We start from the raw sequence: 25093 nt of genomic DNA, 5'->3' as shown, positions 1-25093 counted from the left end.
CCCGCCCGACGCCGACTTCCCGCCGGAGGCCGGCTCCCCTCCCCCGAGCCCTCTCCCCCTCCCTCGACTTCCCTCTCCTGGTCCCGCCCGGTTGTGCTCCGTCGACGTCCGAAGGAGGTGCGGGCCGCCTCGCCCCGAAGGGCAGGCCGCGCCCGAACGCCATGACAGATCCCCACGCACCGACCGGCCCTGCCGCCGGTCCCCCGCTCGCCGCGGCGCAGGCGCACTGCCGGGCGCTGATCGACGCGCTCACCGTCTTCCGGGAGCGGCACCTGGACACCGTCGACCGGTGGGGCGCCCATCTGGCGGCCGTACTGCCGGTCGGCGGGCGGCTGCTGGCGGCCGGCAACGGCGGCAGCGCGGCGCAGGCCCAGCATCTGACGGCCGAGCTGGTGGGCCGCTACCAGCGGGAGCGGCCGGCGTTCTCGGCCATCGCGCTGCACGCCGAGACCTCCAGTGTGACCGCGATCGGCAACGACTACGGCTTCGACCAGGTGTACGCGCGGCAGGTCGCCGCGCACGGCCGCCCCGGTGACGTCCTGGTGCTGCTGTCCACCTCGGGCCGCAGCGCCAACCTCGTCCTGGCGGCGGCGACCGCCCGCCGGGCCGGGCTGCGGGTGTGGGCGGTGACCGGCCCCGGGCCCAACCCGCTGGCGGAGGCGGCCGACGAGGCGCTGTGCGTGGAGGCCGCGACGACGGCGACCGTGCAGGAGGCCCATCTGGTCGCCGTCCATCTGCTGTGCGAGAGCTTCGACGCCGCGGTGGCGGCCGGTCCGCCGGCCCGCGCGGTGGGTGCCGCCTCGCCCGTCCTGGCCCATCGGAGGATGTCATGAGCGTACGCAAGCCGCTGGTCGTCGTCGGCGACGTCCTGCTGGACGAGGACATCGAGGGCGTCTCCACCCGGCTGGCGCCGGACGCGCCCGCGCCGGTGGTGGACGTCACCGGTGACCAGCGCCGCCCGGGCGGTGCCGGGCTCGCCGCGGCGCTCGCCTCCCGGGGCGGGCGGGACGTGGTGCTGGTGACGGCGCTGGGCGACGACCCGGCGAGCGACGCGGTGCGCCGCTCGCTGCGCGGCCGGGTGCGGGTGGTGGAGCTGCCGCTGCACGGCACCCTGCCGGTGAAGACCCGGGTGCTGGCGGGCGGCCGTCCGCTGGTGCGGATCGACCGGGGCGGCGGTGACCCGGGCGAGCCGGACCAGGCGGTGCGCGACACGCTGGCCGACGCCCAGGCGATCCTGGTGGCCGACTACGGACGGCATACCGCGAGCGCGGTGCGGGGGCCGCTGGCGGAGGTGGCGCCGAAGGTGCCGCTGGTGTGGGACCCGCATCTCAAGGGCGACGCGCCGGTGGCCGGGGCCCGGCTGGTGACCCCGAACGCGGCCGAGACCCGAGCGCTGTGCCGGGGCGGCGGCGAGTCGCTGCGGGACTACGCGGGGCGGGGCGCCCAGCTCGCCGAGCGGTGGAAGGCCGCGGCGGTGGCGGTGACGCTCGGCGAGCGCGGGGTGCTGCTGACCCGGCCGGGCACCTCCACGCCGATGCTGGTGCCCGCGCCCTACCGGGCGGACGGCGACTCGTGCGGCGCGGGGGACGCCTTCGCGGCGGCGACGGCGGCTGCACTGGCCGACGGGGCACTGCCGGAGGAGGCGGTGCAGCGGGCGGTGGAGGAGGCCGCGGCCTTCGTGGCGGCCGGTGGGGCGGGCAACCCGTCGCTCTGGCGGGCCCCGGCCCCGTCCCGTACCGAGGCGCCGGTGTCCGATCCGTTCGTGCTGGCCGAGCGGGTGCGCTCGCGCGGCGGCACGGTGGTGGCCACCGGCGGCTGCTTCGACCTGCTGCACGCCGGCCATGTGGGGCTGCTGGAGAGCGCCCGCCGGATCGGTGACTGCCTGATCGTGTGTGTGAACTCGGACGAGTCGGTGGAGCGGCTGAAGGGCCCGGGCCGCCCGCTCAACCCGCTGAGCGACCGGGTGCGGGTGCTGGCCGGGATGGGCAGTGTGGACGCGGTCGCCGTCTTCGACGGGGACACCCCGGCGGAGCTGCTGTCCCGGCTGCGGCCGGATGTCTGGGTGAAGGGCGGCGACTACTCGGCCGAGGACCTTCCGGAGGCGGAGGTGCTCCACGGCTGGGGCGGCCAGGCGGTGGTGCTGCCGTATCTGGACGGCCGCTCGACCACCGTGCTGGCCCGCCGGGCCGCCGAGGCCGCGGCGCCGGTCCGTCCTCCGGGGCGCTGAGCGGGCCCGCCGCGGGCGGGGATCACCCCAGTGCACGCCGGGTGCGGACGCGAGACGGCCGCACCCGGCGTACGGCTGTGTGCGGACGCCCGGCCGCCCGGTGGTACGTGACGGGGTGCCGGAGGCGCCGGATGCAGCGTCGCCCGGTGGGGTACGGGGCGCCCGGTGCTGGTCAGACGGCCGCGCCGACGGGGACGGGTTGCCGGGGTCCGTCGGGCGGGGCGTGGCGGGGCGCGGGGAGGGTCACGGTGAGCGGGGCGGCCGCGATCGAAGGGGCTTCCGGCAGGGGTGCGGGGTGCGTGCGGCGGCGGTGCAGCAGGTGGCCGGCCAGGACGGAGGCGGCGATGAGCAGTCCGCCGGCCACCAGGGCGCCGCGGGCCCCGGCGTACTCCATCAGCAGGCCCAGGGCGGGCGGCCCGGCCAGGCCCCATCCGGTGCGGACGCTGCCCCACACGCCGAGGACCCGGCCGCGCAGCCGGGCCGGCGGGTCGGTCTGCAGCACGGTGGTGCCCGCGGTGTCGGAGATCGACTCGACCACGGCCATCGGCAGCACCAGGACCAGCAGCATGGCCAGTGACGGGGAGACCCCGGCCACCACCTGGAGCAGGCCGCCGGCCGCGGCGAGGGTGCCGACCAGCCGTACCGAGGGCCTGCGCAGCCGGGCGCCGAGGACGGCGCCGAGGATCCCGCCGACCGCGAGCACCGTGGAGACGGTGCCGAAGGCGCCGGCGCCCCCGGCGAGCGGGCCGGTGACCAGGACGGCCAGGGTGAGCCCGTAGTTCCGGCCGAAGACGGCGCTGATGCCGGTGACCCCGGCGAGGGCGAGCAGCCGGGGGCTGCGGGCGAAGTAGCGCAGCCCCTCGCGCATGCTCAGGTCGTCCTCGTCCGGCGCCGGAGTCCTGGCCGGGGTGGGCGCGCGGGCGGGGAGGGCGCCGGGGGCGGGGCGGAGGAACGGGATGACGGCGGTGACGAAGAGGAACGACAGCCCGTTGGCGGCGTATGCGGCGGCGGTGCCGAGCACGCCGACGGTGATCCCGGCGAGGGCGGCGCCGATCAGCCGGCCGGCGCTGTGCACCAGGGAGCCGACGCCGATGGCAGACGGTACGTCCTCCGGTGGCACCAGGTCGTTGCCGAGCAGCGAGCAGGCGGGGCCGTCCACGGTGGCGATCAGTCCGGTGACGGCGGCCAGCGCCATCAGCACGCCCACGTTCAGCTGGTCGAGGGCGACCAGCACCGCGGTGGTGAAGGCGACCGCGCCCAGCAGTGCCTGGCTGACCGCGGCGGTCAGCTTGCGGGGCCAGCGGTCCACGGCGGCGCCGCCCGCCAGGCTCATCAGCAGGCCCGGCGCGGCCTGCACGGAGAGCGAGAGCCCGGTGGCGGCGGCGGAGCCGGTGATCTGGAGGACCAGCAGGTTTTGCACGGTGAGCTGCATCCACGTCCCCGCGTTGGAGACGAGGTTCGCGGCGGACCACCACCGCATGCCCGGGTGGCGCAGGGAGCGCCAGGGCGAGTGCCCTCCGGTGGGCCGTCGACGGGAGAAGCGCCGGGGGCGGTGGTCGGTGGCGGAGGGGACGGGCGTGGCGGGCGGAAGGGAAGAAGGCACGGTGCGGGGGGGGGTGGGTCGTACGGGCGCGGCGGTGGCCGGGGCACCCGGTTGGCGGCATCCGGGGCGCGGGGCCGCGGGCGCCGGCGGCGCCGTACGGCGGGGGCCACCGGATCGGACGGACGCCGGGCCCCTTCCCGAGGGAGGGCGGCCCGGCGGCGCGGACCATCGTGGCAGAAGTGCCCCGGCCGACGGTGCCCGGGGACGGCCCGGCACCGGGCCGGAGGGGCCCGCGGCCCTTGCGCCGTCTGGCCTCCGCGGTCCCCGGTGGGGTTGCTCACAGGAACCGTCCGGGGTGCCGGACGGGGTGGCCCGGGCCACAGTTGGGGGAGGTCCGGCGGTGGACCGGGAGCGGAGGCGCGGCGGGTATGGACAGTGGTGTGCGGGTGGATCTGCGGGGCCGGCAGGCGCTGGTGACGGGCGCGGCCCGGGGGCTGGGCGCGGCGATCGCCCGCCGGCTGGCCGGGGCGGGGGCGTCGGTGCTGGTCGCCGACGTCCGCAAGGAACCGGCCCGGGAGTTGTGCGAGGAGCTGGCCCGGGGCGGGGCCGAGGCGCGGTTCGTGGAGCTGGACGTCACCGACGCGGCGGCGGTGGCGGGGGTGTTCCGGGAGCTGGAGGAGGCCGGGCGGGCGGTGGACGTGCTGGTCAACAACGCCGCGGTGGACGTCTCCAAGCCGATCGAGCATCTGGCGGCGGCGGAGGTGGAGCGGGTGGTGGCCACCAATCTGCTGGGGCCGGTCTATCTGTGCCTGGAGGTCTACCGGCGGATGATCGCCCGGGGCGGCGGGCACATCGTGAACATCCTGTCCACGGCGGCGAACCGGACGTGGACGGAGGCGGGGCCGTACTCGGCCGCCAAGTCGGGGCTGCGGGCGTTCACCCACACCCTGTTCAAGGAGGCCCAGCGGGACTGCCCGGGCATCGGGGTGACCGGGATCATCGCGGGCGGAATGGAGACCCCGTTCATCCTGGAGCGGTTCCCGGACGCGGACACCTCGATGCTGCAGAGCCCGGAGATCGTGGCGGACACGGTGCTGTACGCGCTGTCGGTCCCGGCGGGCAGCGCGGTGGGCGAGCTGGTGGTGGTGCCGCGCCGGGAGCCGTCCTGGCCGTGAGCCGGACGGCGCCGCGCCGGGCCGGGGCGTCTCAGGTCAGGGCGTTGACGAACAGGAAGCCGACCACGATCAGGAACACCACCCCGACCACGCGCTGGATGGCGTAGCCGCGGGCGTTGGGCTCGGTGGCGTCGTAGTCCTTCACAAAGGGCTTCTGGAGCGGGCGGTTGAGCCGCCACAGCAGCTGCGGGCGGACCACCTGCACCACGCCCATGACGAAGAACAGGGCGAGGAAGGCGTAGAAGAAGGGGCTGGTGCCGCCTTCGGAGCCGGCGGCGAGCGGTATCTGACCTGGCATCATGCCCATCCGCTTACCCCCGAACGGCCCTGCGACGCGGGCCCGTTCAGTCCGCCGGCCGGCCGGTGCGCAGCATCCGCAGCACGGCGCGTTCGGCGGGGCCCTGGGTGGCCGGGACGCCGGGGGTGCCCTCGCCGCCGAGGCGGGGCAGCGCGGCGGCGACGGTGACGCCCTCCTCGTACAGCTCGATGACGCGCGGGTTGATGTAGGAGGCGCGGCAGACGGCGGGGGTGTTGCCGAGGTAGTGCGAGACCTCGCGGGCGGCGCGGGCGATGGCGCGCTTGCGGGCGCTCTCGCTCTGCGCGGCGCCCTGGGAGACGGCCAGCGCGACGGCGGCCATCACGGTGGCGTGCCAGGTGCGGAAGTCCTTGGCGGTGACGTCCAGGCCGGCGACCTCTTTGAGGTAGGCGTTCACGTCCTCGCCGTTGACGTCGTGCCAGTTCGGCCGTTCCCAGTAGGCGAGCAGGCGGTCGCCACCGCCGCGGCGGCGGTTGAGGGCGGTGAGGGTGCGGCGGGCCGTCGGGTCGACCACGGCGTGCACCTGCTCCTTGCCGTGCTTGCCGGGGTAGGTGAGGGTCACCTCGCCGGCCCGGCTCTCGGTATGGGCGCGGGTGAGGGTGGTCAGTCCGTAGCTGTTGTTGAGTTCGGTGTAGCGCTCGCCGCCGATCCGGAAGAAGCCGAGGTCGAGCAGGCGTACGGCGGTGGCGAGGACCCGCTGCCGGGTCAGTCCGCGGTCGGAGAGGTGCCCTTCGACGGTCTCCCGTACGGCGGGCAGGATCTCCGCCACATCGAGGACGTGCTCGTGTTTGGCGGCTTCCTGCTCGGCGCGGAACTGCGGGTGGTAGAGGTACTGCCGCCGTCCGGCGGCGTCGGTGCCGACGGCCTGGAGGTGGCCGTTGGCCCGGGTGCAGATCCACACCTCGCGCCAGGCGGGCGGGATGACCAGGGCCTTGATCCGGGCCAGTTGGGCCTTGTCGCGCAGGGGTGAGCCACCGGGGGTGAGGTAGCGGAAACCCCGGCCGTGGTGCCTGCGCCCGTAGCCGGGGTCGGTGGGGCGGCTGTGGTGGAGGCGCAACGCCTGCTCCTGAGGTGAGGCCACGGGCCGCCGGGGTACCGCGTGGACGTCGCGCCTGGGGGCGCGGCGTCCGGTCCGGACGCTCTGCGGTGGTGGGTGCCGGGGGGCGGGGGCGGGAGGGGGATCAGGCCGGTTTCAGCGGGTCGTGGCCGATGTCCATCAGCCCATGGCGCCAGTCGGCGCCGCCGGCCTTCGGATCGAGGGAGGAACCGCGCTGGGAGCGGACGATCTCCACCACCCGCTCCATGGTCTCGACGTCGCCGGAGGTGAGGTCGGTGCGGCGCTTGCCGAGGATCTCCAGGACATGCCGCCCGGTGGGCTTGCCGGCCCGGTCGGGCACCTCCTCGGTCGTCTCGCCCGCGGACTCGGTGGCCAGCCACTCCTGGAGTTCGCGGGAGGTCATGTTGACCACGGTGTGGAACTCGTCCCAGAGTGTGTCGCTGATCTCGGACACCGCCATGACGGCCTCCTTGTCGCTGTCGCTCCGTGCGTGGGCCGGTGGTACCGCCCGTTCGGCGGGTTGCCGCCGGTCGGTCGCGTGCCGGGTTTCCTGCCGGAGCCGGGGCAAACACGGGCCGGGGCGCGGTCAGCCGCCGTGGCCTCGGGACGCGGTCAGCCGCCGTCCGGGGGCGTACCGGCCGCGGCGCCGTCGCCCGGGGAGTCCTCGTCCGGGGAATCCCTGTCCGGGGAGTCCTCGTCCGCCAGGGGCTGCTCGGCCCAGATGGTCTTGCCGGTGGGGGTGTAGCGGGTGCCCCACTGCTGGGTCATCTGGGCCACCAGGAACAGCCCCCGGCCGCCCTCGTCCTCGCTGCCGGCCCGCCGCAGGTGCGGGGAGGTGTGCCCGGTGTCGGAGACCTCGCAGATCAGGGTGCGGTCGCGGATCAACCGGAGCTCGATGGGGCCGGAGGCGTAGCGGATGGCGTTGGTGACCAGTTCGCTGACGACCAGCTCGGTGGTGAAGGCGAGTTCGCCGTCCAGGCCCCAGTCGCCGACCTGCCCGGTGGCCAGGGCGCGGGCCCGGCCGACCGCCTCCGGGTCGTCGGCCAGTTCCCAGACGGCCACCTCGTCGCGGTCCAGCACCCGGGTGCGGACCAGCAGCAGGGCGGCGTCGTCCTCGACCGGGCCGGGCAGCAGGGTGGCGACGACCCGGTCGCCGAGGCTCTCCAGCGGGCGGCGGTGGTCGGCGAGCACGGCGTGCAGCGCGGCGACCTCGGCGTCCCGGTCGCGGCCCCGGCCCTGCACCAGGCCGTCGGTGTACAGGGCGAGGACGCTGCCCTCGGGCAGAGCGAACTCGGCGCTCTGGAAGGGCAGTCCACCGAGGCCCAGCGGGGGTCCGGCGGGGATCTCGGGGTGGTGCACGGCGCCGGTGGCCGGGTCGACCAGGGCGGGCGGGGGGTGCCCGGCGCGGGCCATGCTGCACCGTCCGGTGACCGGGTCGTAGACCGCGTAGAGGCAGGTGACGCCGAGCGCGTCGTCCTCGCCGCCGTCCGGGACGGCGGTCCGTTCGTGGGCGTCCTGGGTGACCAGCTCGTCCAGCCGGGTGAGCAGTTCGTCGGGCGGCAGGTCGAGCCGGGCGAGCGCGCGGACGCTGGTACGCAGCCGTCCCATGGTGGCGGCGGCCCGTACGCCGTGGCCGACGACGTCGCCGACGACCAGGCCGACCCGGGTGCCGGAGAGCGCGATGACGTCGTACCAGTCGCCGCCGACCCCGGCGCCGGAGTCGGCGGGCAGATAGCGGTGGGCGACCTCGGCGCCCGTGACCCGGGGCAGATGGCGCGGGAGCAGGCTGCGCTGGAGGGTGAGCGCGGCGGTGTGCTCGCGGGTGAAGCGGCGGGCGTTGTCGATGCAGACGGCGGCGCGCGCGACCAGTTCGTCGGCGACCGGCAGGTCCCCGGAGCCGAAGGGGTCGGGGTGGCTCTCCCGGCAGAAGGTGACGACGCCGAGCGCGGCGCCCTCGGTACGCAGCGGGACGGCGAGCCGGGAGCGGACGGTGTCGTCGGGGCCCGGTTCCTGGAGCAGCGGGTGGCCGGCGGCGAGGCAGCGGGCCTGGAGGCTGTCGGGTGAGAGGTCGACGGGGTCGCGGCGGCGGGCGGGCCGGGTGGTGGCCGGGCCGGGGCCGTCCCAGACCCGCACCAGCCGGCGGGCGGGCGCGGTGCCGGGGGCGGGCTGGTCGCCGGCGAGGACGGCGTCGAGCAGGTCCACGGCGACGGAGTCGGCGAACTGCGGCACGATGACGGCGGCGAGCTCCTGGGCGGTGCGGTCCATGTCGAGGGTCTTGCCGACCATGCCGCCGGCCCGTACCAGCAGGTCCAGGCGCTGCTGGGCGAGGTAGCGCTCGGTGATGTCGACGCTCTCCTCGCAGACGCCGAGGGTGGTGCCGGCCGGGTCGGCGAGGCGGTAGTAGGAGCAGGACCAGACATGGTCGTGGGCCAGGTCGGAGGGCGGGCGTCCGCTGTAGTGCAGGTCGGTGACGGGCTCCCCGGTGGCGAGGACGCCCCGCATGGTCTCCTCCAGGGTGGACGGGCGGCCGGGGGTGAGCACCCGCCCGTCGGCGGCCTGCTCGTCGGGGCCCATCCCGGTGTACTGGCCGTCGCCGCCCTCCTCGAACAGGGCGCGGTTGGTCCACACGACACGCAGCGTGGTGTCGTAGATGGCGAGGCCGACCGGGGACTGGGTGGCCAGTCCGCGCAGCATGGACTGCAGCGCCTCCCAGCGGTCGTTCTCGTCGGCGTCGGCGACCACCAGCAGCCGGCCGGGGCCGCCGCCGCGGGTGGAGGCCAGCGGCAGGGAGGCTGTGGCGACCCGGACGATCCGTCCGTCCCGGTGGCGCATATGGAGGACCTGGCGGCGGGCCTGCGCGGCGCCGGGCAGGTCGGTCGGCATCCGGTAGTGGCCGGGGCGCTCCACCACGAAGGAGCCGACGGTACGGCCGGCGGCCTCGTGCGGGCGGTAGCCGAGCAGCGCCTCGGCGGCCGGGCTCCAGCCGACGATGGTGCCGTCGTCGTCCAGCACGGCCGTGGCCGCGCGGGTGAGGTCGAGGGGGCCGCGGAAATCGGCACCCTCGTCCGCGTACACCGCGCCCATGGCACCTTCCTTCCCGTGTCCCCTCCCGTGTTCCCTCATCGTCGGACCGCTGTCCGGCGGGCACAACCGCGGTCCGCGGTGGGTGAGCGGGGTCATCGCGGGTCACTCCCGGGGGTGGGGCGGGTCGGCGGGGTCATCACGGGTCACTCCCGGGGGTGGGGCGGGTCGGCGGGATCATCACGGGTCACTCCCGGGGGTGGGGCGGGTCGGCGGGGTCATCACGGGTCACTCCCGGGGGTGCGGTGGATCGGCGGGTCATCACGGGTCACTTCCGGGGCGCCGGGTCTCGCCGGTGCGGGCGGCGAGCAGCAGGGCGATGTCGTCGGGGCGGGCGGTGGCGGTCCTGGCCTGCCGGATCAGCCGGTCGGCGGTGCCGGCGAGGGTGGTGCCGCGGATGGCGGACAGGGTGTCGCGCAGCCGTTCGATGCCCTGGTCGATGTCGGTGCCGGGCTGTTCGACCAGTCCGTCGGTGAACAGCGCGAGGACGGCGCCGGGCGCCATGGTCAGCTCGGTGACGGGGTACGGGGCGGTGGCGTCGATGCCCAGGACCATGCCGCCGGGCAGGTCGAGCACCTCGGTTCGGCCGTCCGGGTGGCGCAGCAGCGGCTGGAGGTGCCCGGCCCGTACCGCCCGGGTGGTGCCGGTGGCCGGATCGAGGTCGATGTAGCAGCAGCTGGCGAACTGGCCGGGGTCGAGGTCGATCAGCAGCCGGTTGGTGCCGCTGATGACGGCGGCCGGGTCGTGGCCGCTGAGCGCGAAGGCCCGGACGGCGCTACGGAGCTGGCCCATGGTGGCGGCGGCGGACACCCCGTGGCCCTGGACGTCGCCGATGACCAGGGCGATGCTGCGGCCGGTCTCGATCACGTCGTACCAGTCGCCGCCGACGTCCATGCCCTCGGTGCCGGGCAGATAGCGGCCGGTGGTGTCCACGCCGGGGAGCCTGGGCAGCCGGTGCGGCAGCAGCGCGGACTGGAGCCCTCGGGCGAGGGCGGCCTCGGAGTCGTAGCGGCGGGCGCGCTCCAGGGCCTGGCCGATGAGGCCGGCGAGCGCGGTGAGGACGGTGCGCTCCTCGGGGCTGAAGCCGCGAGGCCGGTCGAAGCCGAGGATGCAGGAGCCGACGGGCCGCCCGGAGGCGATCAGCGGCAGGAAGGCGCGGGCGCCGACATGGGCGTCCATGGGGATGCCGGGGTAGGCGGCGGCGAGGTGCTGCATGGACTCGAAGAAGATCGGGCGGCCGGTGGTGAGGGTTTCCACACCGGGTAGCCGGGAGTCCAGTCCGACGCCCTCGAAGCGGTCCAGGAAACCCTGGGGGAAACCGGTTTCCCAGGCGAGGTGCAGCTGGCGTTCGTTGTTGAGGACGTAGATGGCGAGCTGGCGGCCGCCGAAGGCGGGCAGCAGCTCGTCGGTGACGACGGCGGAGACCTGGCGGGCGGTGACCGCCTCGGTGAGGGCGATGGCGAGGGCGACCGGCCGGTAGAGCACGGACGCCCGGTCGGCCGGGGAGCCGAGTCCGCTGCCGGGCGAGACGGCCGAGCCGGGCGCGTAGGCGGGCTTCTCGGCGGTGGCGAGGGTGACGGTGAGCCCGTCGTGGCCGGGGTAGAGCGACACCGACAGCCAGGTGCCGGAGTCGCGGTGGGCCAGGAAGTGGACGGGCTCCCCGGAGAGCAGGGCGGCCCGGAAGCTGTCCTCGTAGGCGGGGTGCCCGAACCAGGGGAGCACATCGAACATCCGCCGCCCGATCAGCTCCGGCCGCCCCCGGCCGAGCAGGGTCTCGGCGCTGCGGCTGACGAAGGTGACGCGGCCGAGCCGGTCGATGGAGAAGATCCCGCGCGGCAGCCGGTCGGCGACGGCCGCGGCCACCGGGCCGGTCCCGGGATCCACCAGCGATCCCCGCACATGCCCGTCGGCCGGCGGCTCCTCCCCCGGCGCGGCGGGCCGGGTGGACAACTCCATCAGAAACGGCCGCCCCTCGCTCCCCCGCACCCAGATCCGCCGGGACGCCGGCCGCTCGGCGTCCGTCAGCTGCTGGGCCACCGTCCACAGCCCGTAGCTGTCCTCCGGCTCCAGCACCCCGGCCAGCGCGGCGGCGTCCAGGGGGCGGGTGGGGGCGCCTGGTCCGCCGGGTATGGCCCGGCCGTCGGGGGCGCCGTCCGTCGGCAGGGCGCCGTCCCCGGGCGGGGCGCCTGCGGGGCCGCGGGCGCGGTACCCCGGCGGGGCGCCGTCCTCGGGCACGGCGCTCCTCCCGGCCGGGATGCCGTCCTCGGGCAGGGCGCTGCTGCCGAGGATGCCGTCCCCCGGCACGGCGCCGCCCTGGCTGTGGGCCCCGGTCGGAGTGCTGCTGCCACCGGGGGTGCGGTCCTCAGGCGGGGAGCCGTTACGGAAGAGGGTGCCCTCGGGCCCCGGGGGGCCGTCTGTGGGCGGGGGCTCCGGCGGCGAGGTGCTGTCCTCGGGCGTGGTGCCTCCAAGGCCGGGGGTGCGGTCCCAGGGCGGGGCGTCGTCGGCGCCGGGGGCGCGGCGGTCCGTGGGCAGGGTGTCGTCAGGTCCCGAGGCGGGGTCGGCGGCAGCCGACTCGTCCTCTTCGACGAGCGGCACCGCGGGCTCCAGGGGGTCGGTCAGCTCGACCGGATCCGTCAGCTCCACCGGCCCGGGACGCCGGAGGGGCCCGGACCCTGGCCGGGGTTCGGCTTCGCCCGGTGCCCCCGGCCGGGTCGGGTCCCCCGGTGCGGCTGACACTGCCGGCTCCCGGTGAGGGGGCGATTCGGTCGACCGCTCACTGACGCCTGCCCGCTCCCCCTGCTCGGTGAGCCCGATCCGCCCCGGTGGGCCGGCAGGGGCTTCCGGGTCGGTCAGTTCGACGGGGTCGGCGGGGTCGGCGGGCTCGGCCGGGCCGGCGGGGGCGGCGGACGAGGGGCGTACGGGGTCGGGGGCCCGGTCCTGCGGGTGGGGGCGCGCCGGGAGAGGACCGTCCCCCGCCTGCTCCCCGTCCGGGTCGGGGCCGAGGAGGGTGCGGCCTTCCGGGGCGGGGCCCTCGGAGGCCACCACCTCGGGGGCGGGCGGATCGGGTGGGTCGGGAGGGGCCGCGCGGCCGGTGAGCATGGCGCGCAGGGCGGCGTCCGCGGTCAGGGCGCCGGTCGCCGGGGTCCAGTCCATCCGGCCGACGCGGAACGGCGGGGTGTTGCCCGCCGGGAGCTGGACGCCGAAGGGCTCGCCCTCCCAGGTCACCGGGGTACCGTGCAGCATCAGGTCGGCGAGGGCCGCACCGAGCCGCCCGGCGGCGTGGTGGGCCCGGCGGCGGTCGGCGGCGGCCACCGGGCGCCCCGGTGTGGGGGCGCGCAGCACCGCGAGCACGCCGTAGACGGACTGGCCGTGCACCACCGGCACGTACATCGAGCCGAAGGGGTACGGCATGCCGGCCATCAGCTGCGGAAAGCGCCGCATGGCGTCCTCGGCGTCGGCGAGGTGCACGCCCTCCCGGCCGCGGTAGGCCACGGCGACCGGAAAGGGCCGGTTGGCGTGCATCCGCCACCAGGGGCGGAACAGCCGGGCCGGCAGCCCGGCGAGGACGGCCAGCCGCAGCAGCCCCGGGGTGCCGCTGCGCAGATAGACGCCGCCCGCGAAGCCTCCGGTCGCTTCCACGGCCTCCACGGTGGCCCGGGCCAGCACCAGCGGCAGTCCGTCCGGTACGGGGCCGTCGGTGTGCGGTTTCCCTGGCATCGTCCCCCAGCCTTGCTCGGCGGCGGGTCGCGGCGCCGCGCGGTGCGGCGCCGGAGCTCATAGCCAGGATGCTCCCGGGCCGCGGGGTCACGCATTCCGAGCTCGGGGGGGGCGCCGGGCCAGGTGGACTATGTTGAGCACGAGCGGGACGAGAAGGAGGCACACCGGTGCCATCAGGTCAGCAGGCACGCGCCCAGTCGGCGGCGATCAGACCGGGCCGGGCCGGCCCGGCGGCGAAGGCCCCGCCCCCCGCTCCCCCGGCCGACCCGCCGGCCCGGGTGCGGGCGCTGTTCGGCGAGCACCGGCTCTCCCCCGCCCAGCGCCGTATCGCGCAGTATCTGATCGACCACCTCACCGAGGCCGCGTTCCTCTCCATCACCGACCTCGCCGAGCGGGTGGGGGTGAGCCAGCCCTCGGTGACCCGGTTCGCGACGTCGCTGGGGTACAGCGGCTATCCGGCGCTGCGCGAGGCGCTCCAGCCGATCGCGCTGAGCGCGGTGGCCGCCGCGCCCGACGCGGCCCGTGAGGAGCCGCGCCGCAACGAGTTGCAGGCCGCGGTGGACGCCGAGATCGAGAACCTGGAGCAGCTGCGGCGGCTGGTGGCCGATCCCGGGCCGATCGTCACGGTGGGGCGGGAGCTGGCCGCCTCGGTGCCGCTGACGGTGGTGGGGCTGCGGATCTCCGCCTCGCTCGCCGAGTACTTCGCGTATGCGGCCCGGCGCATCCACCCCGATGTGCGGCTGGTGACCCGGGGCGGGAGCGTGGCGTACGACGCGCTGCTCCAGTCGGGTGAGGCGGGGGGCGGCTGGGTGCTGGCGTTCGCGATGCCGCGGCACGCCAAGGAGACGCTGGCGGCGCTGCGGGCGGCCCGGCGCAGCGGGCAGCGGGTGGCCCTGATCACGGACCTGGCGCTGGGCCCGCTGGTGGACGAGGCCGATGTGACGCTCACCGCCGGGACCGGGTCGCGGCTGGTCTTCGACTCGTACGCGGCACCGGGGCTGCTGGCGGCCTCGCTGCTCCAGGCGATGGCGGACGCCAGCCCGGAGCGCACCCAGCGGCGGCTGGAGAAGTACGAGCAGGCCGCGGAGCAGCACGACTTCTTCCTGGAGGAGTAGGCCCCGGGGTCCCACGGCTCCCCTGGCTCCCACGGACCCCGTGAGGCAGGCGGCGCAGGGCGGGAAATCCATCCGAGAGGCCGGTATCAAGAGGATTTTCGGCCGTTTTCACGCCCTTCGTCGGCATGAAATTTTTCATGCCCTTGCTTACTCGACGGTAAATATATTTACTGCTCACACACCCCGGCGCAACGCGCCGGGAACGAACCGTGCCTCTCCCCCGAGGGGCAGGTACAGAGCACCGTGCACGGCACTCCCTCCTCGTGCCGTCCGGTGCCTGGCCGGGAGCCCGCCTTTGTGCGAGCCCCCGTGGCGGCCCCGGTCAACCCCTGGGCCGGGGCCGCCGAAAACATCCCTCCGCCGGCAGCGGCGTCAGCCCGTGGGGGCGACCACGGCGGGGGCGAGCGGGGTGGCGCTCACACGGACGTCCGGCGCGGCCACCGTGGCGGCGGCCGTGGCGGCGAGTCGGGCGCGGGCGGAGGCCAGCGCATGGTCGAGGTCCCGCGTTCCGGTGGTCACACAGAGCGTGTACGTCACATCGTCCAGCCGGCGCTGCATCTCCGGCGCCAGGACCAGCCCCTGGGCGGCGGTGCAGAGGGATTCGTAACGGGCGACGAGCTCGCGAAGCACAGCGGGATGCGCCAACAGCATGAACGTACCTGCCTTTCCCACGCCACGGGGCTACGGATGGGGAAGCCGGCGCCGTGGCGGGGCCGCGTACACCGCGGGCGGCTGCCGCCACCGGACCGTCCTCCTGGAGCCGGGCGATGGGCCGGGCCCCGGACCGGGGACCGCCCTCCCGCACATGGGTGTGCCCGCGCCTTCCGGCCCTCACACGACATTGTGATGCAACCGTGACGGATCCGCTCTGCGTGGACACGCTGCGTACGGGCAGAAGCGGTCCCCCGCGCGGGCGCCTTGCTCCGTTGTCGTGACGCTGCCCGGCGCCGGTATCGCGCCTGGGGGCCGGTGGTACGCATCGCACCATGGCTGTGAACCCGATTGAGATGCAGAAGGCCCTCGGAGGCGTCAACTACCCGGCATCGAAGGAGGACATCGTCGAGCAGGCGTCGAAGCACCAGGCCGGCCAGGAGGTCATGGACGCCCTGGGCTCGCTGCCCGACAAGGAGTACGACTCCCCCGCCGCCGTCAACAAGGAGGTCGGCAAGGGCTGAGCCGCGCGTACGGGCCGAGCCGCCGGCCGGGGCCGAGCCTCGCTGAGCGGCCCGCCGCCGTACCGGCTCATCCCGCCCCGCCGCACCGGTCCTCCCGGGCGGCGGGGCGGTCCGCGTCCGGCCGGGGCGCGCTCCACCGCACCTCACCCGGACGGACGACGCCGGGCGGTGGAACGGGCCGATCAGGGCTGGGCTGGAGGGGCCGCCGGGGGTTCCCGGCACGGGCGGGATGAGCCGACTCGCTCGGGAAAGTCGGAAAAGTCGGGCACCGCGGCAGGCAACCCGGTCCGGCACGCGGCCATCCTCTTCCAGTGGCAGGCCCGGAAAGTCCTGGCCGTGGCCCCGATCCCACTCCTGGAGTGAGCCAGCCCATGGTCCAACTTTCGGTCGTCGTCCCGTGCTTCGACGAGAGCGAGGTGATAGACGCCTTCCACACCGCGCTGCTCGACGCGCTGGCACCCACGGGGGTGTCCTTCGAGGTCTGCTACGTGGACGACGGCAGCAGGGACGGCACGGTCCAGCGGCTGCGCGCGCTCGCCTCCGCGGACCCGCGGGTGCGCTTCACCTCCTTCAGCCGCAACTTCGGCAAGGAGGCGGGACTGCTGGCGGGCATGCGGATGGCCAAGGGGGCCGCGGTGGTGCTGATGGACGCCGACCTCCAGCACCCGCCGGAGCTGGTGCCGCGCATGCTGGAGCTGCACCGGCAGGGCTACGACCAGGTGGTCGCCGTACGCGACCGGACCGGTGAAGGAGCCGTGCGCAAGGCGTTCAGCCGGGCCTACTACCGGCTGGTGCGGCGCTTCATGGACGTGGAGATCGCGGACGGGGCCGGGGACTTCCGGCTGCTGTCGCGGCGCGCGGTGGACTGCCTGCTGGCGCTGCCGGAGAGCAACCGCTTCTCCAAGGGGCTGTTCTCCTGGATCGGCTTCGACACGGTGAACTTCGCCTACCGGAACGTGGAGCGGGCCGCGGGCACCTCCAAGTGGCGCGGCCGCCATCTGCTCAACTACGGCATCGACGGGCTGCTGTCCTTCAACAGCCGCCCGCTGCGCCTGGCCATCCACGCCGGGCTGTGGCTGTTCCTCTCCGCGGTGCTCTACGCGCTGTGGATCGTGGCGAACGTGCTGCTGGACGGGGTGGAGACGCCCGGTTACGCGACGCTGATCACCGCCATCGTGGCGCTCGGCGGCATCCAGATCGCGATCCTCGGGGTGATCGGCGAGTACGTGGGCCGGATCTACCACGAGGCCAAGCGCCGGCCGCACTATGTGATCCGGGAGACCGAGGGGTCCACCGGAACGGTGCGGCGGGAGGAGCGCCGCCCGGCGCGTACCCTCTCGGGGCGCCCCGAGGCGCGGCTGGAGGCCGCGGGACGGGCGCGGCCCAAGCCGTGAGGACCGTCTCCGCCGCCACCGTCCGCCAGTTCGCCGTCTTCGCGCTGATCGGACTGGTCAACACCGCCGTCTACTACGCGGTGTACGCCACGCTGAACATCTGGTGGCCGTATCTGGCCGCGCATGCCGTGGGCTACACGGTCAGTGTGCTCGGCTCGTTCCTGCTCAACTCGTATCTGATGGTCCGCACCCGCCCCACCTGGCGCGGGCTGGCCCGCTATCCGCTGTCCGGCGCGGTCAACCTGGTCGGCAGCGGGGTGCTGCTCCACCTGGGCGTGAGCCGGCTGGGGATGGACGAGAACATCGCCGCGCTGGCCGCCGGTGTCGCGGTCACCCCGCTGTCCTTCCTGCTGGCCCGGTGGGCCATCACCAGCGGCGCGGGCGGCGGGCGGCGCGGGGCCGGCCGTGAACGGCCGGCCCCCTCCCCCGCCGAGCCGGTCAGGGAAGCCGCGTCCCGCGAGTGACCTTGTCCAGGTGGTAGTAGTCGGCGACGCACTGCGCCGGCCAGATCCGCTTGCCGCCCGCGGCGAAGGGCTCCAGCATCGAGCCCACCTTGGTCGGGGTGTACGGCATGACCCGCTCCCCCGCCGCCGCGCCCGCGCGCAGCACCGCGTCCTGGCGGTCCCAGCGCTCGGCGCGTACCCGCATCTTCCCGCCCAGCTCGGACAGCGGCAGGGCGAGCCCCACCACGGTCACCGCGCACAGCGCGGCGGCGAGCGCGGCGGGCAGCGCGCCGGCCGCCCCGTGCCGGCGCAGGGCCCGGCCCAGCAGGGCGCCGGCCGCGACCAGCAGCACCACCCACACGATCAGATAGTCGTTCCAGGTCCGCTCGGTGGTGATGACCCGGGCACCGAACACCGGGTAGGTGATCACGGTGCAGAGATAGCCGCTGACCAGGAAGACCAGGGCTCCGGCGCCCAGCAGCAGCCCGGGGCGGGCGGGCTCCAGGACCCGGTGGGCGCCCGGCCGGGGGCGGGCCAGCAGGCCGACCAGCACACCGGCGGCGACGGCGCCCAGGTAGGTCCAGGTGGTCAGGACCGTACCGAGGATGTGGACGAAGGCCTTGGCCGCGTCGATCAGGGTGTCCGGGGCCAGCATCGAGGCGGAGTCGGCGCCGAAGCGGGAGCGCCGGTGCCGGGACCCGGGCGAGGTGACCAGGATGAGGGTGCCGACCGCGACCCCGGCCATCCCGGCGGCGGCCCAGAGCCGGGCGTAGCGCCGGACCGGGGCGACCAGCAGCCGGTGGGCCAGCAGCACGAGGGCGGCGAGCACCACCAGGGCGACGACCGAGGCCTCTTCGGACAGCGTGCCCATGAAGACGCCGACCGCGAAGACCACCGCCAGGGCGACCGTACGGCCGCGCCGCCCGGAGGCCCGCAGCAGCGGGATGGCCGCGGCGGCGGCGAGCACCGGGGCGACGGTGTGCGAGACGGAGGCGGCCGGCCAGTAGAAGGTCTTGTACGTGTTGGGGGTGGCGAACAGGATGGCCGCGGTCGCCATGGCGGCGGCCAGCAGGGGGACGCCCCGCGGCACCGACTGGCCCGCCCGGCGCAGCACCAGCGAGGTGAGCGCCCACAGCAGCCCGAGCACCAGGACGCCGCTGACCAGCCCGTACCACTGGTGCCCGGCGACCGGGAACTCGGCGTAGGCGCCGACCAGCAGCCCGTTGCCGACCCGTCCGTTGTCGGTGAAGTAGAACTTGTGGACCAGGCCGAGCATGCCCTCGTCGCGGACGACGGGCAGGAAGCACCACTCGTCGGCGCTGGGCCGGACGTACCGGCCGAGGTAGGCGGCGGCGGCGAGCAGGGCGAGTGGCAGGGCGGCCAGGGCGTACGGCCAGAGACGGCCGGGCAGGGAGCGCGTGCCGCCGTCCGGGCCGGGCCCGGGCGCGGGTCCCTCGCCCGGGTCCTTCGGGACGGTGACACTCGATGCGCCGACGGCCATGTCTTCTCCACTGCCTTTCGCCGAAACCTCCGTTTGCGGTACCCAAGAGGGGTTTCCGGCCCTTCGCGTTGTGTGCCCGGGCTGTGATTTCGGCGCACGCGCCGTGCTCACCCACCGGCTCACCCGCCGGGTCGTCCACCGGTCTCCCACTGGACCGGTCCGGGCACGGGTGCGCAACCGGTCGCCGCCCAGGCGGCGGATCGGCGGGCACGGTGTCCCGGGTGTCGGGGGCGGTCAGCGGCGGTGGGCGGTGACCAGCCGGCAGCGGGGTGAGCCGTCGGGGCGGCGGCCGAGCGCCTCCAGGGCTGCCAGCTCCACGGTGAACCCGGCGGCCTGGAGATCCCGGGCCACGTCGGGGAGGCGGAAGGTGCGGTAGTACATCGTGAACGGGGGCCGCCACACCAGGTTGCGCAGCCGCATCGCGGTGTCGAAGCCCCACAGCTGCCAGTAGGGGGCGGAGCCGACCGGCGGGGGTGCGGCGACCGGGAAGGCGAACCGGCCGCCGGGCCGCAGCACCCGGTGGACCTCGGCGAACAGCCCGGGCCGCTCGGCGGGCAGGAAGTGGCCGAAGGCGCCGAAGCTGACCACCAGGTCGGCGGTGGGGCTCAGCGGCAGGGCGCGGGCGTCGCCGCGTACCCAGTGCAGCCGGGGCCCGGAGCGGGTGGGCGGGTGGTTGGCGCGGGCGCGCCGCAGCATGCCGTCGCTGAAGTCGAGTCCGGTGACCCGGTCGGTGCACAGCCCGCGCAGCACGCCGATGCCCGCTCCGGTGCCGCAGCACAGGTCCAGTCCGGTGCGGAAGGGCCCGTGCGGGCGCAGGGCCTCGGCGACGGCGTCCAGGACGGGGCCGGGGGTGCGGTAGGCGGTGCGGTCGAACGTGGGGGCGAGCAGGTCGTAGCCGCGGCGGGTGGAGGACAGCGCCTGGCGGGCGCGCTGGAGGAGGAGGGTGCCGGGGAGGGTGCGGCCGGATCCGTTCGAGCGGGGCATGGCGGTCAGCCTACGGTCCGGGCCCGGTCGGCCGCCCCGGTCTTCGACCTGCTCCTCCGCGGCCGGCCGGTCGTCAGATCATGCCGGCGTTCATGATGTCGAAGGGCAGGGCGCCGTCGGCGGCGGCGGATCCGCCGGGGCCGGGGGCGGCGAGTTCGGCCCAGATGACCTTGCCCTGGGGGGTGTAGCGGGTGCCCCAGCGGTCGGCGAGCTGGGCCACGAGGAACAGTCCGCGGCCGCCCTCGTCGGTGCTGGCGGCGTAGCGCAGGTGCGGGGAGGTGCTGGAGCGGTCGGCGACCTCCACGGTGAGGCCGCGGTCGTGCAGCAGCCGGACGCGGATGGGGGCGGCGCCGTAGCGGATGGCGTTGGTGAGCAGTTCGCTGAGGACCAGTTCGGCGGCGAAGCCGAGGTCGTCCAGTCCCCACTCGGCCAGCCGGGCCATGGCGGCGGCGCGGATGCGGCCGACGGCCTCCGGTTCGGCGGGCACGTCCCAGTCGGCGACCCGATCGGGGCCGAGGACCCGGGTGCGGGCGACGAGCAGCGCCACATCGTCCTTGGGGTGGGCGGGCAGCAGCGCGTCCAGGACGATGCGGCAGGTCTCCTCGGGGGTGGCGGCGGGGCGGCCGAGGGCCTTGGCGAGCAGGTCCAGGCCGACGTCGATGTCCCGGGTGCGGTCCTCGACCAGGCCGTCGGTGTAGAAGGCGATCCGGCTGCCCTCGGCGAGTTCCAGTTCGGTGGTCTCGAACGGTATGCCGCCCAGGCCCAGCGGCGGCCCGGCGGGCAGGTCGGGGAACTCGACCCGGCCGTCGGGGTGGACCAGGGCGGGCAGCGGGTGGCCGGCCCGGGCCAGCTGGCAGCGCCGGGAGACCGGGTCGTAGACGGCGTAGAGGCAGGTGGCGCCGACCATGCCGGTGCCGCCGTCGGCGGCGTCCAGGCCGGTCGAGTCGGCGCCGTCCTGGTAGGGCTGCTCCTCGTCCTGGTCGATGCGGCCGACCAGGTCGTCCAGCCGACCCAAGAGCTCGTCGGGCGGCAGGTCGAGGGTGGAGAAGTTGTGCACCGCGGTGCGCAGCCGGCCCATGGTGGCGGCGGCGTGCAGTCCGTGTCCGACGACGTCGCCGACGACCAGGGCGACCCGGCTGCCGGGCAGCGGGATGACGTCGAACCAGTCGCCGCCGACGCCGGACTGGGCGGGCAGATAGCGGTGGGCGACCTCCAGGGCGCTCTGCTCGGGCAGCGCGCGGGGCAGCAGGCTGCGCTGGAGGGTGACGGCCATGGCGTGCTCGCGGGTGTAGCGGCGGGCGTTGTCGATGCTGACGGCGGCGCGGGCGACCAGTTCCTCGGCGAGGACGAGGTCCTCGCCCTCGAAGGGTTCGGGGCGCTCCATGCGCCAGAAGTTGGCGACGCCGAGCACCACCCCGCGGGCCTTCAGCGGGCAGGCGATCAGCGAGTGGATGCCGAAGTCGACGATCTGCGCGGCCCGCTCGGGGTCCTGGGCGTGCCAGCCGAGGGCCTCGGAGAGGTACGGGACGAGTTCGGCGCGGCCGGTGCCGAAGCCGCGGGCCTGCGGGGTGGAGGGGACGAAGCCGATCATCTTGCCGCGCGGGTAGAGCGGGTGGTCGTCGCGGACCCCGGCGACGGCGGTGCGGCGCATGTCGGCGGCGGTGCCGGTGGGTTCCTCGCCGCGCAGTACGGGGTCGGCGAGGTCGACGGTGACGAAGTCGGCGAACCGGCCGACGGTGACGTCGGCGAGCTCCTCGGCGGTGCGGACCACGTCCAGGGTGGTGCCGATGCCGACGCCGGCGTCGTACAGCAGGTTGAGCCGGCGGCGGGCGCCCTCGGCGCGGCCGGTGAGCGCGTTCAGCTCGGTGGTGTCGCGGATGGTGGCGACGGTGCCGGCGGGGCCGCCGTGCCGGTCGGTGTGGCGCTGGTTGACGGCGAGCAGCCGGTCGGCGGCGGGGACCACCTCGTCGGTGGCGACCCGGCCGGAGCCGAGGAGTTCGGCCATGACGGGGTCGAGTCCGGGCAGCTCGCGGATGGCGCGGCCCTCGGCGTCGGTGGGCAGGCCGAGGAGGCGTTCGGCCTCGTCGTTGGCGAGCAGCAGCCGGCCGTCGCCGCCGACGATGACCACGCCCTCGCGGACGGCGTGCAGAACGGCGTCGTGGTGTTCGTACATCCGGGTCATCTCGGCGGTGCCGAGGCCGTGGGTCTGGCGGCGCAGCCGGCGGGCGACCAGGGCGCTGCCGGCGGTGGCGATGGCCATGCCGGCGGCGGCGGTGCCGAGGATGACGGGCAGCTGGCGGTTGACCACCCCGGTGACGTTGCGGACCTCCAGTCCGGCGGAGACCAGTCCGACGACGGCTCCCTTGTCCCCGCGGACCGGGACGATGGCCTGGACCTCCTCGCCGAGCGGGCCGTCGACGCTCTCCACGTGGACCTCACCGCGCAGGGAGGGCTCGATGGTGCCGACGAACCGCCCGCCGATGCGTTCGGGCTGGGGGTGGGTGTAGCGGATGCCTCGGGTGTTCATGACGACGATGAAGTCCACCCCGGCCGCCTTGCGGGCGCTCTCGGTGAGCGGCTGGAGGATGGCGCTGGGGTCGTCGTCCTGGAGCGCCTCGCGGATGCCGGGGGCGTGCGCGAACGATTCGGCGACCGCGACGGAGCGGTTGCGGGCCTCCCGGTCGCTGTCGCCGCGCGACTGGAGGACCAGTGCCAGGACGGCGCCCAGTACCAGCAGGACCACGAGGGTGACCTGCAGGAGGAAGACCTGTCCCGCGACGCTCCGCGGGCGGCGTCCGCGCCGGTCGGCCGGTGACCGAACCGAACTGCCGCGGAGTCGGTCGAAGAAGGGGGCCACGATCCCCTTTCTAACACCGCTCGGCCCACCGCGACCATGAGTCGCCCTCGGTGCCCGGACGGGTACGGCCCGCTGTCGGCGGCCGGGGCGCGGGAAACGCTCCGGGCGATGCCGGGAAACACCCCGGGCAACGCCGGGGAAACACCCCGGGATCAGCGCACTCCGTGCGGGCGGAACTGGACGCTGACGCGGGGGCCCGCGCCGCGCCGGGTCTTGGGGACGGCGTGCTCGAAGGTGCGCTGGCAGGAGCCGCCCATCACGATCAGGTCGCCGTGGCCGAGCGGGACCCGGCGGGCGGGGCCGCCGCCGGTGGGGCGCAGGGCCAGGTCGCGGGGTTCGCCGACGGAGAGGATGGCGACCATGGTGTCCTCCCGGCCGCCGCGGCCGACGCGGTCGCCGTGCCAGGCCACGCTGTCCCGGCCGTCGCGGTAGTGGCACAGCCCGGCGGTGGTGAACGGTTCGCCCAGTTCGGCGGCGTAGTGCGCGCTGAGCGCGGAGCGGGCCTCGTCCAGCACGGGGTGCGGCAGCGGGTCGGCCGCCCGGTAGAAGGCCAGCAGCCGGGGCACGGCCACCTCGGCGTCGTACATCCGGCGCCGTTCGGCCCGCCAGGGGACCTCGGCGGCGAGCCGCTCGTAGAGGGCGTCGGCGCCGCTCAGCCAGCCGGGCAGCAGATCGATCCAGGCCCCGCGGCCGAGGTCGGTGCGGCGGATCCCGGCGAGGGGGCCGAGGCGGATCTCGTCGGTCTGGTCGAACAGGGAGCTCTGGAGGTGCGCCGGCATGCTCCCAGCGTACCTCCGCATTCGAACGTACGAGCTAATCGATGCGTTCGCCCGGCCGGGGCCGTTCGGGTCATACGGGGGCCTGGTGGTCCCTCAGTCGGCCCACCTCCAGCCCCCGGGCGCGGCAGTCGGCGATCAGCCCGGGCAGGGCGCCCAGGGCCGCCCGCCAGGAGCCGGGGGCGCTGGTGGCGTCCGTGTCGTGCAGCAGCACGGTGCCGCCGCCGCGCAGCGAGCGGGCCACCTCGGCGCGGACCCCGTGGGCGGTGGCCTCGGCCGTCCAGTCCCGCCCCCAGGCGGACCAGAGCACCGTGCGCAGCCTGGCGGCCCGGGCGGCGGCCCAGCGGCCGCCGGTGAGGATGCCGTAGGGCGGGCGGTACCAGAGCGGCCACCGCCCGGCCGCCTCGGCGACCAGCGCCGCGGTCCGGGCCACCTCCCGCCGGTCGGCCACCGGGCGGGGCCGCCAGGGCCGCTCGTGGAGCCAGCCGTGCACCGCGAGTTCATGGCCCTCGGCGGCGATCCGCCGGCCCAGCTCCGGGTGGCGGGCCAGCCGCTCCCCGAGCAGGAAGAAGGTGGCCCGGACCCCGAGGCCGTCCAGGGCGCTCAGGAAGTGCGGGGTGCTCTCCGGGTCGGGGCCGTCGTCGAAGGTGAGCGCCACCCGCCCAGGGTCGCCCCGGCCGTCCAGCGCGGGCCACAGCACCGCCCGCGGCCCGGGCAGCCAGCTCGCGGCCGGCCCGATGTGCGCGGCGGCCACGGCGAGCAGGGCCGCGCTGCCGAGGGCGGTTCTGCCGGCCGCGGACCGGTGTGCGGGGCTGGCGGCTCTCACCAGTGGTCCTGGCGGGCGGTCGGGTCGGCCTCCTCGCCGGGGGCGGCGGAGTCCTCGGTGACCAGGGGCGAGCGGGCCAGTTGGACGCAGCCGGCCACCAGCAGGGCGAGGGCCAGCGCCTCGGGGGCCACCCGCCAGCCCAGATGGACGTCCTCGGCGAACAGGCAGACCCCGAGCACCACACTGAGCAGCGCGTCGCCCAGGGTGAGTGCCGGCTGCGAGGCGACCAGGCTGCCCGCCCGCAGGGTGACCTGGAGGAGCAGGAAGCTGCCGAGGCCGACCACGATCGCCGCGTACGGCATCCAGCTGGTGAGCACGGCGTCCACCCCGTCCGGCAGTCGGCCCAGCGCGTCCTTGAGCAGGGCGGCGGTGACGGCGAAGCCGGTGGCGGTGGCGGTGCCCAGCACGGCGGCCCGCGCGGAGGGCGGCAGCCGCGTCGAGACGGCCCCCAGCACCGCCATGAAGAGGCCGGCGCCCAGGGCCGTCCAGAGCCAGGCGGCCATGGGCACGGTGGCGCGCCCGTCGGTGGGGTCGGCCAGCGCGAGGAAGGCGCCGAGGCCCACCGCCATCGCGGCGAACGCCCAGCGGGTGCGGGCGTCGGGGCGGCGGTGGAACACGAAGCCGCCGACGACCAGGGTGAACATCAGCTCCGTACTCATCACCGGTTGCACCACCGACAGCGGCCCGGTGGCCAGCGCCAGTGCCTGCAGCACCCCGGAGACGCCGAGTAGCGCCGCGCCCCACACCCACACCCGACGGTGCACCAGACCGGTGAGCCAGGAGCCGTGGGCGGCACCGGCCGGGTCGGGGCCGAGCTCGGCGGCGGCGCGCCGCTGGAGGACGGAGGCTCCGGCGTTGCCGAGGGCGGCCAGCAGCGCCAGGCCGATGGACAGGGCGAGCACGGGG

Annotated in this window: 20 protein-coding genes; 7 read left to right on the top strand and 13 right to left on the bottom strand. The window is 75.7% G+C overall.

Features of this window, described 5'->3' with window-relative positions:
- Positions 1 to 161 precede the first annotated feature (161 nt).
- Both ABZ945_RS17315 and rfaE2 read left to right on the top strand, forming a co-directional pair.
- Positions 162 to 833, top strand: a complete 672-nt coding sequence (locus ABZ945_RS17315; protein WP_361269777.1) for an SIS domain-containing protein — start codon at positions 162 to 164, stop codon at positions 831 to 833.
- Complete coding sequence (gene rfaE2, locus ABZ945_RS17310; RefSeq protein WP_361269775.1) at positions 830 to 2227, top strand: D-glycero-beta-D-manno-heptose 1-phosphate adenylyltransferase; 1398 nt, start codon at positions 830 to 832, stop codon at positions 2225 to 2227. The genes ABZ945_RS17315 and rfaE2 overlap by 4 nt, the downstream gene beginning before the upstream one ends.
- A gap of 172 nt (positions 2228 to 2399) precedes the next feature.
- Here the strand turns inward: rfaE2 and ABZ945_RS17305 are convergent, their stop codons facing one another.
- Complete coding sequence (locus ABZ945_RS17305; protein WP_361269773.1) at positions 2400 to 3830, bottom strand: MFS transporter; 1431 nt, start codon at positions 3828 to 3830, stop codon at positions 2400 to 2402.
- Between the two features lie 368 nt (positions 3831 to 4198).
- Between ABZ945_RS17305 and ABZ945_RS17300 the strand changes: the two genes are divergently transcribed.
- Positions 4199 to 4945 (top strand): SDR family oxidoreductase, encoded by a 747-nt coding sequence (locus tag ABZ945_RS17300; RefSeq protein WP_361269771.1) that lies wholly within the window; start codon positions 4199 to 4201, stop codon positions 4943 to 4945.
- A 31-nt stretch (positions 4946 to 4976) separates the two neighbouring features.
- Here ABZ945_RS17300 and ABZ945_RS17295 read toward each other — a convergent pair whose 3' ends face one another.
- From ABZ945_RS17295 to ABZ945_RS17275, 5 genes are all read right to left on the bottom strand, one after another.
- Complete coding sequence (locus tag ABZ945_RS17295; RefSeq protein ID WP_361269768.1) at positions 4977 to 5246, bottom strand: DUF6199 family natural product biosynthesis protein; 270 nt, start codon at positions 5244 to 5246, stop codon at positions 4977 to 4979.
- A gap of 43 nt (positions 5247 to 5289) precedes the next feature.
- Positions 5290 to 6318, bottom strand: coding sequence for a DNA topoisomerase IB (locus ABZ945_RS17290; protein ID WP_361269895.1), 1029 nt, complete (start codon positions 6316 to 6318; stop codon positions 5290 to 5292).
- Between the two features lie 124 nt (positions 6319 to 6442).
- On the bottom strand, positions 6443 to 6778 hold the full coding sequence (locus ABZ945_RS17285) for a DUF3140 domain-containing protein (protein ID WP_361269765.1): 336 nt from the start codon (positions 6776 to 6778) through the stop codon (positions 6443 to 6445).
- A gap of 152 nt (positions 6779 to 6930) precedes the next feature.
- Positions 6931 to 9402: a SpoIIE family protein phosphatase gene (locus ABZ945_RS17280; protein WP_361269763.1), complete on the bottom strand. Its 2472-nt coding sequence runs from the start codon at positions 9400 to 9402 to the stop codon at positions 6931 to 6933.
- Positions 9403 to 9660: 258 nt separating this feature from the next.
- Positions 9661 to 13116 carry a SpoIIE family protein phosphatase gene (locus ABZ945_RS17275; RefSeq protein WP_361269760.1) on the bottom strand — a complete coding sequence of 1152 codons (3456 nt, stop codon included), beginning with the start codon at positions 13114 to 13116 and terminating at the stop codon, positions 9661 to 9663.
- Between the two features lie 167 nt (positions 13117 to 13283).
- On the opposite strand from ABZ945_RS17275, the gene ABZ945_RS17270 reads away from it, so the two are divergent.
- Positions 13284 to 14231, top strand: a complete 948-nt coding sequence (locus ABZ945_RS17270; protein WP_361269758.1) for a MurR/RpiR family transcriptional regulator — start codon at positions 13284 to 13286, stop codon at positions 14229 to 14231.
- Positions 14232 to 14603: 372 nt separating this feature from the next.
- Here the strand turns inward: ABZ945_RS17270 and ABZ945_RS17265 are convergent, their stop codons facing one another.
- On the bottom strand, positions 14604 to 14882 hold the full coding sequence (locus ABZ945_RS17265) for a DUF5133 domain-containing protein (protein ID WP_361269756.1): 279 nt from the start codon (positions 14880 to 14882) through the stop codon (positions 14604 to 14606).
- Between the two features lie 335 nt (positions 14883 to 15217).
- On the opposite strand from ABZ945_RS17265, the gene ABZ945_RS17260 reads away from it, so the two are divergent.
- From ABZ945_RS17260 to ABZ945_RS17250, 3 genes are all read left to right on the top strand, one after another.
- The gene (locus ABZ945_RS17260) at positions 15218 to 15406 is read left to right on the top strand and encodes a DUF2795 domain-containing protein (protein ID WP_361269754.1); all 189 of its coding nucleotides are present in this window, start codon (positions 15218 to 15220) and stop codon (positions 15404 to 15406) included.
- Positions 15407 to 15777: 371 nt separating this feature from the next.
- Positions 15778 to 16800, top strand: coding sequence for a glycosyltransferase family 2 protein (locus tag ABZ945_RS17255; RefSeq protein WP_361269752.1), 1023 nt, complete (start codon positions 15778 to 15780; stop codon positions 16798 to 16800).
- The gene (locus tag ABZ945_RS17250; RefSeq protein ID WP_361269749.1) at positions 16797 to 17264 is read left to right on the top strand and encodes a GtrA family protein; all 468 of its coding nucleotides are present in this window, start codon (positions 16797 to 16799) and stop codon (positions 17262 to 17264) included. The genes ABZ945_RS17255 and ABZ945_RS17250 overlap by 4 nt, the downstream gene beginning before the upstream one ends.
- Here the strand turns inward: ABZ945_RS17250 and ABZ945_RS17245 are convergent.
- The 6 genes from ABZ945_RS17245 to ABZ945_RS17220 all read right to left on the bottom strand — a co-directional run bounded on the left by ABZ945_RS17245 (position 17239) and on the right by ABZ945_RS17220 (position 25089).
- Positions 17239 to 18744 carry a DUF6056 family protein gene (locus tag ABZ945_RS17245; RefSeq protein WP_361269746.1) on the bottom strand — a complete coding sequence of 502 codons (1506 nt, stop codon included), beginning with the start codon at positions 18742 to 18744 and terminating at the stop codon, positions 17239 to 17241. The genes ABZ945_RS17250 and ABZ945_RS17245 overlap by 26 nt on opposite strands.
- A gap of 234 nt (positions 18745 to 18978) precedes the next feature.
- Positions 18979 to 19728 carry a class I SAM-dependent methyltransferase gene (locus ABZ945_RS17240; protein WP_361269744.1) on the bottom strand — a complete coding sequence of 250 codons (750 nt, stop codon included), beginning with the start codon at positions 19726 to 19728 and terminating at the stop codon, positions 18979 to 18981.
- A 73-nt stretch (positions 19729 to 19801) separates the two neighbouring features.
- Positions 19802 to 22471 carry a SpoIIE family protein phosphatase gene (locus ABZ945_RS17235; RefSeq protein ID WP_361269741.1) on the bottom strand — a complete coding sequence of 890 codons (2670 nt, stop codon included), beginning with the start codon at positions 22469 to 22471 and terminating at the stop codon, positions 19802 to 19804.
- 266 nt (positions 22472 to 22737) lie between these two features.
- Entirely contained in the window at positions 22738 to 23364 is a 627-nt protein-coding gene (locus ABZ945_RS17230; protein ID WP_361269738.1) for an alpha-ketoglutarate-dependent dioxygenase AlkB, read from the bottom strand.
- A gap of 70 nt (positions 23365 to 23434) precedes the next feature.
- Positions 23435 to 24187 carry a polysaccharide deacetylase family protein gene (locus ABZ945_RS17225; RefSeq protein ID WP_361269735.1) on the bottom strand — a complete coding sequence of 251 codons (753 nt, stop codon included), beginning with the start codon at positions 24185 to 24187 and terminating at the stop codon, positions 23435 to 23437.
- Entirely contained in the window at positions 24184 to 25089 is a 906-nt protein-coding gene (locus tag ABZ945_RS17220; protein ID WP_361269733.1) for a DMT family transporter, read from the bottom strand. The genes ABZ945_RS17225 and ABZ945_RS17220 overlap by 4 nt, the downstream gene beginning before the upstream one ends.
- Between the last annotated feature and the right edge of the window lie 4 nt (positions 25090 to 25093).

This window comes from Streptomyces sp. NPDC046887 (assembly GCF_040644755.1).
GTDB lineage: Bacteria > Actinomycetota > Actinomycetes > Streptomycetales > Streptomycetaceae > Streptomyces > Streptomyces lichenis.
The sequence above is the reverse complement of the archived record's forward strand: the minus strand, read 5'-3'. Positions and strand labels throughout refer to the sequence as shown.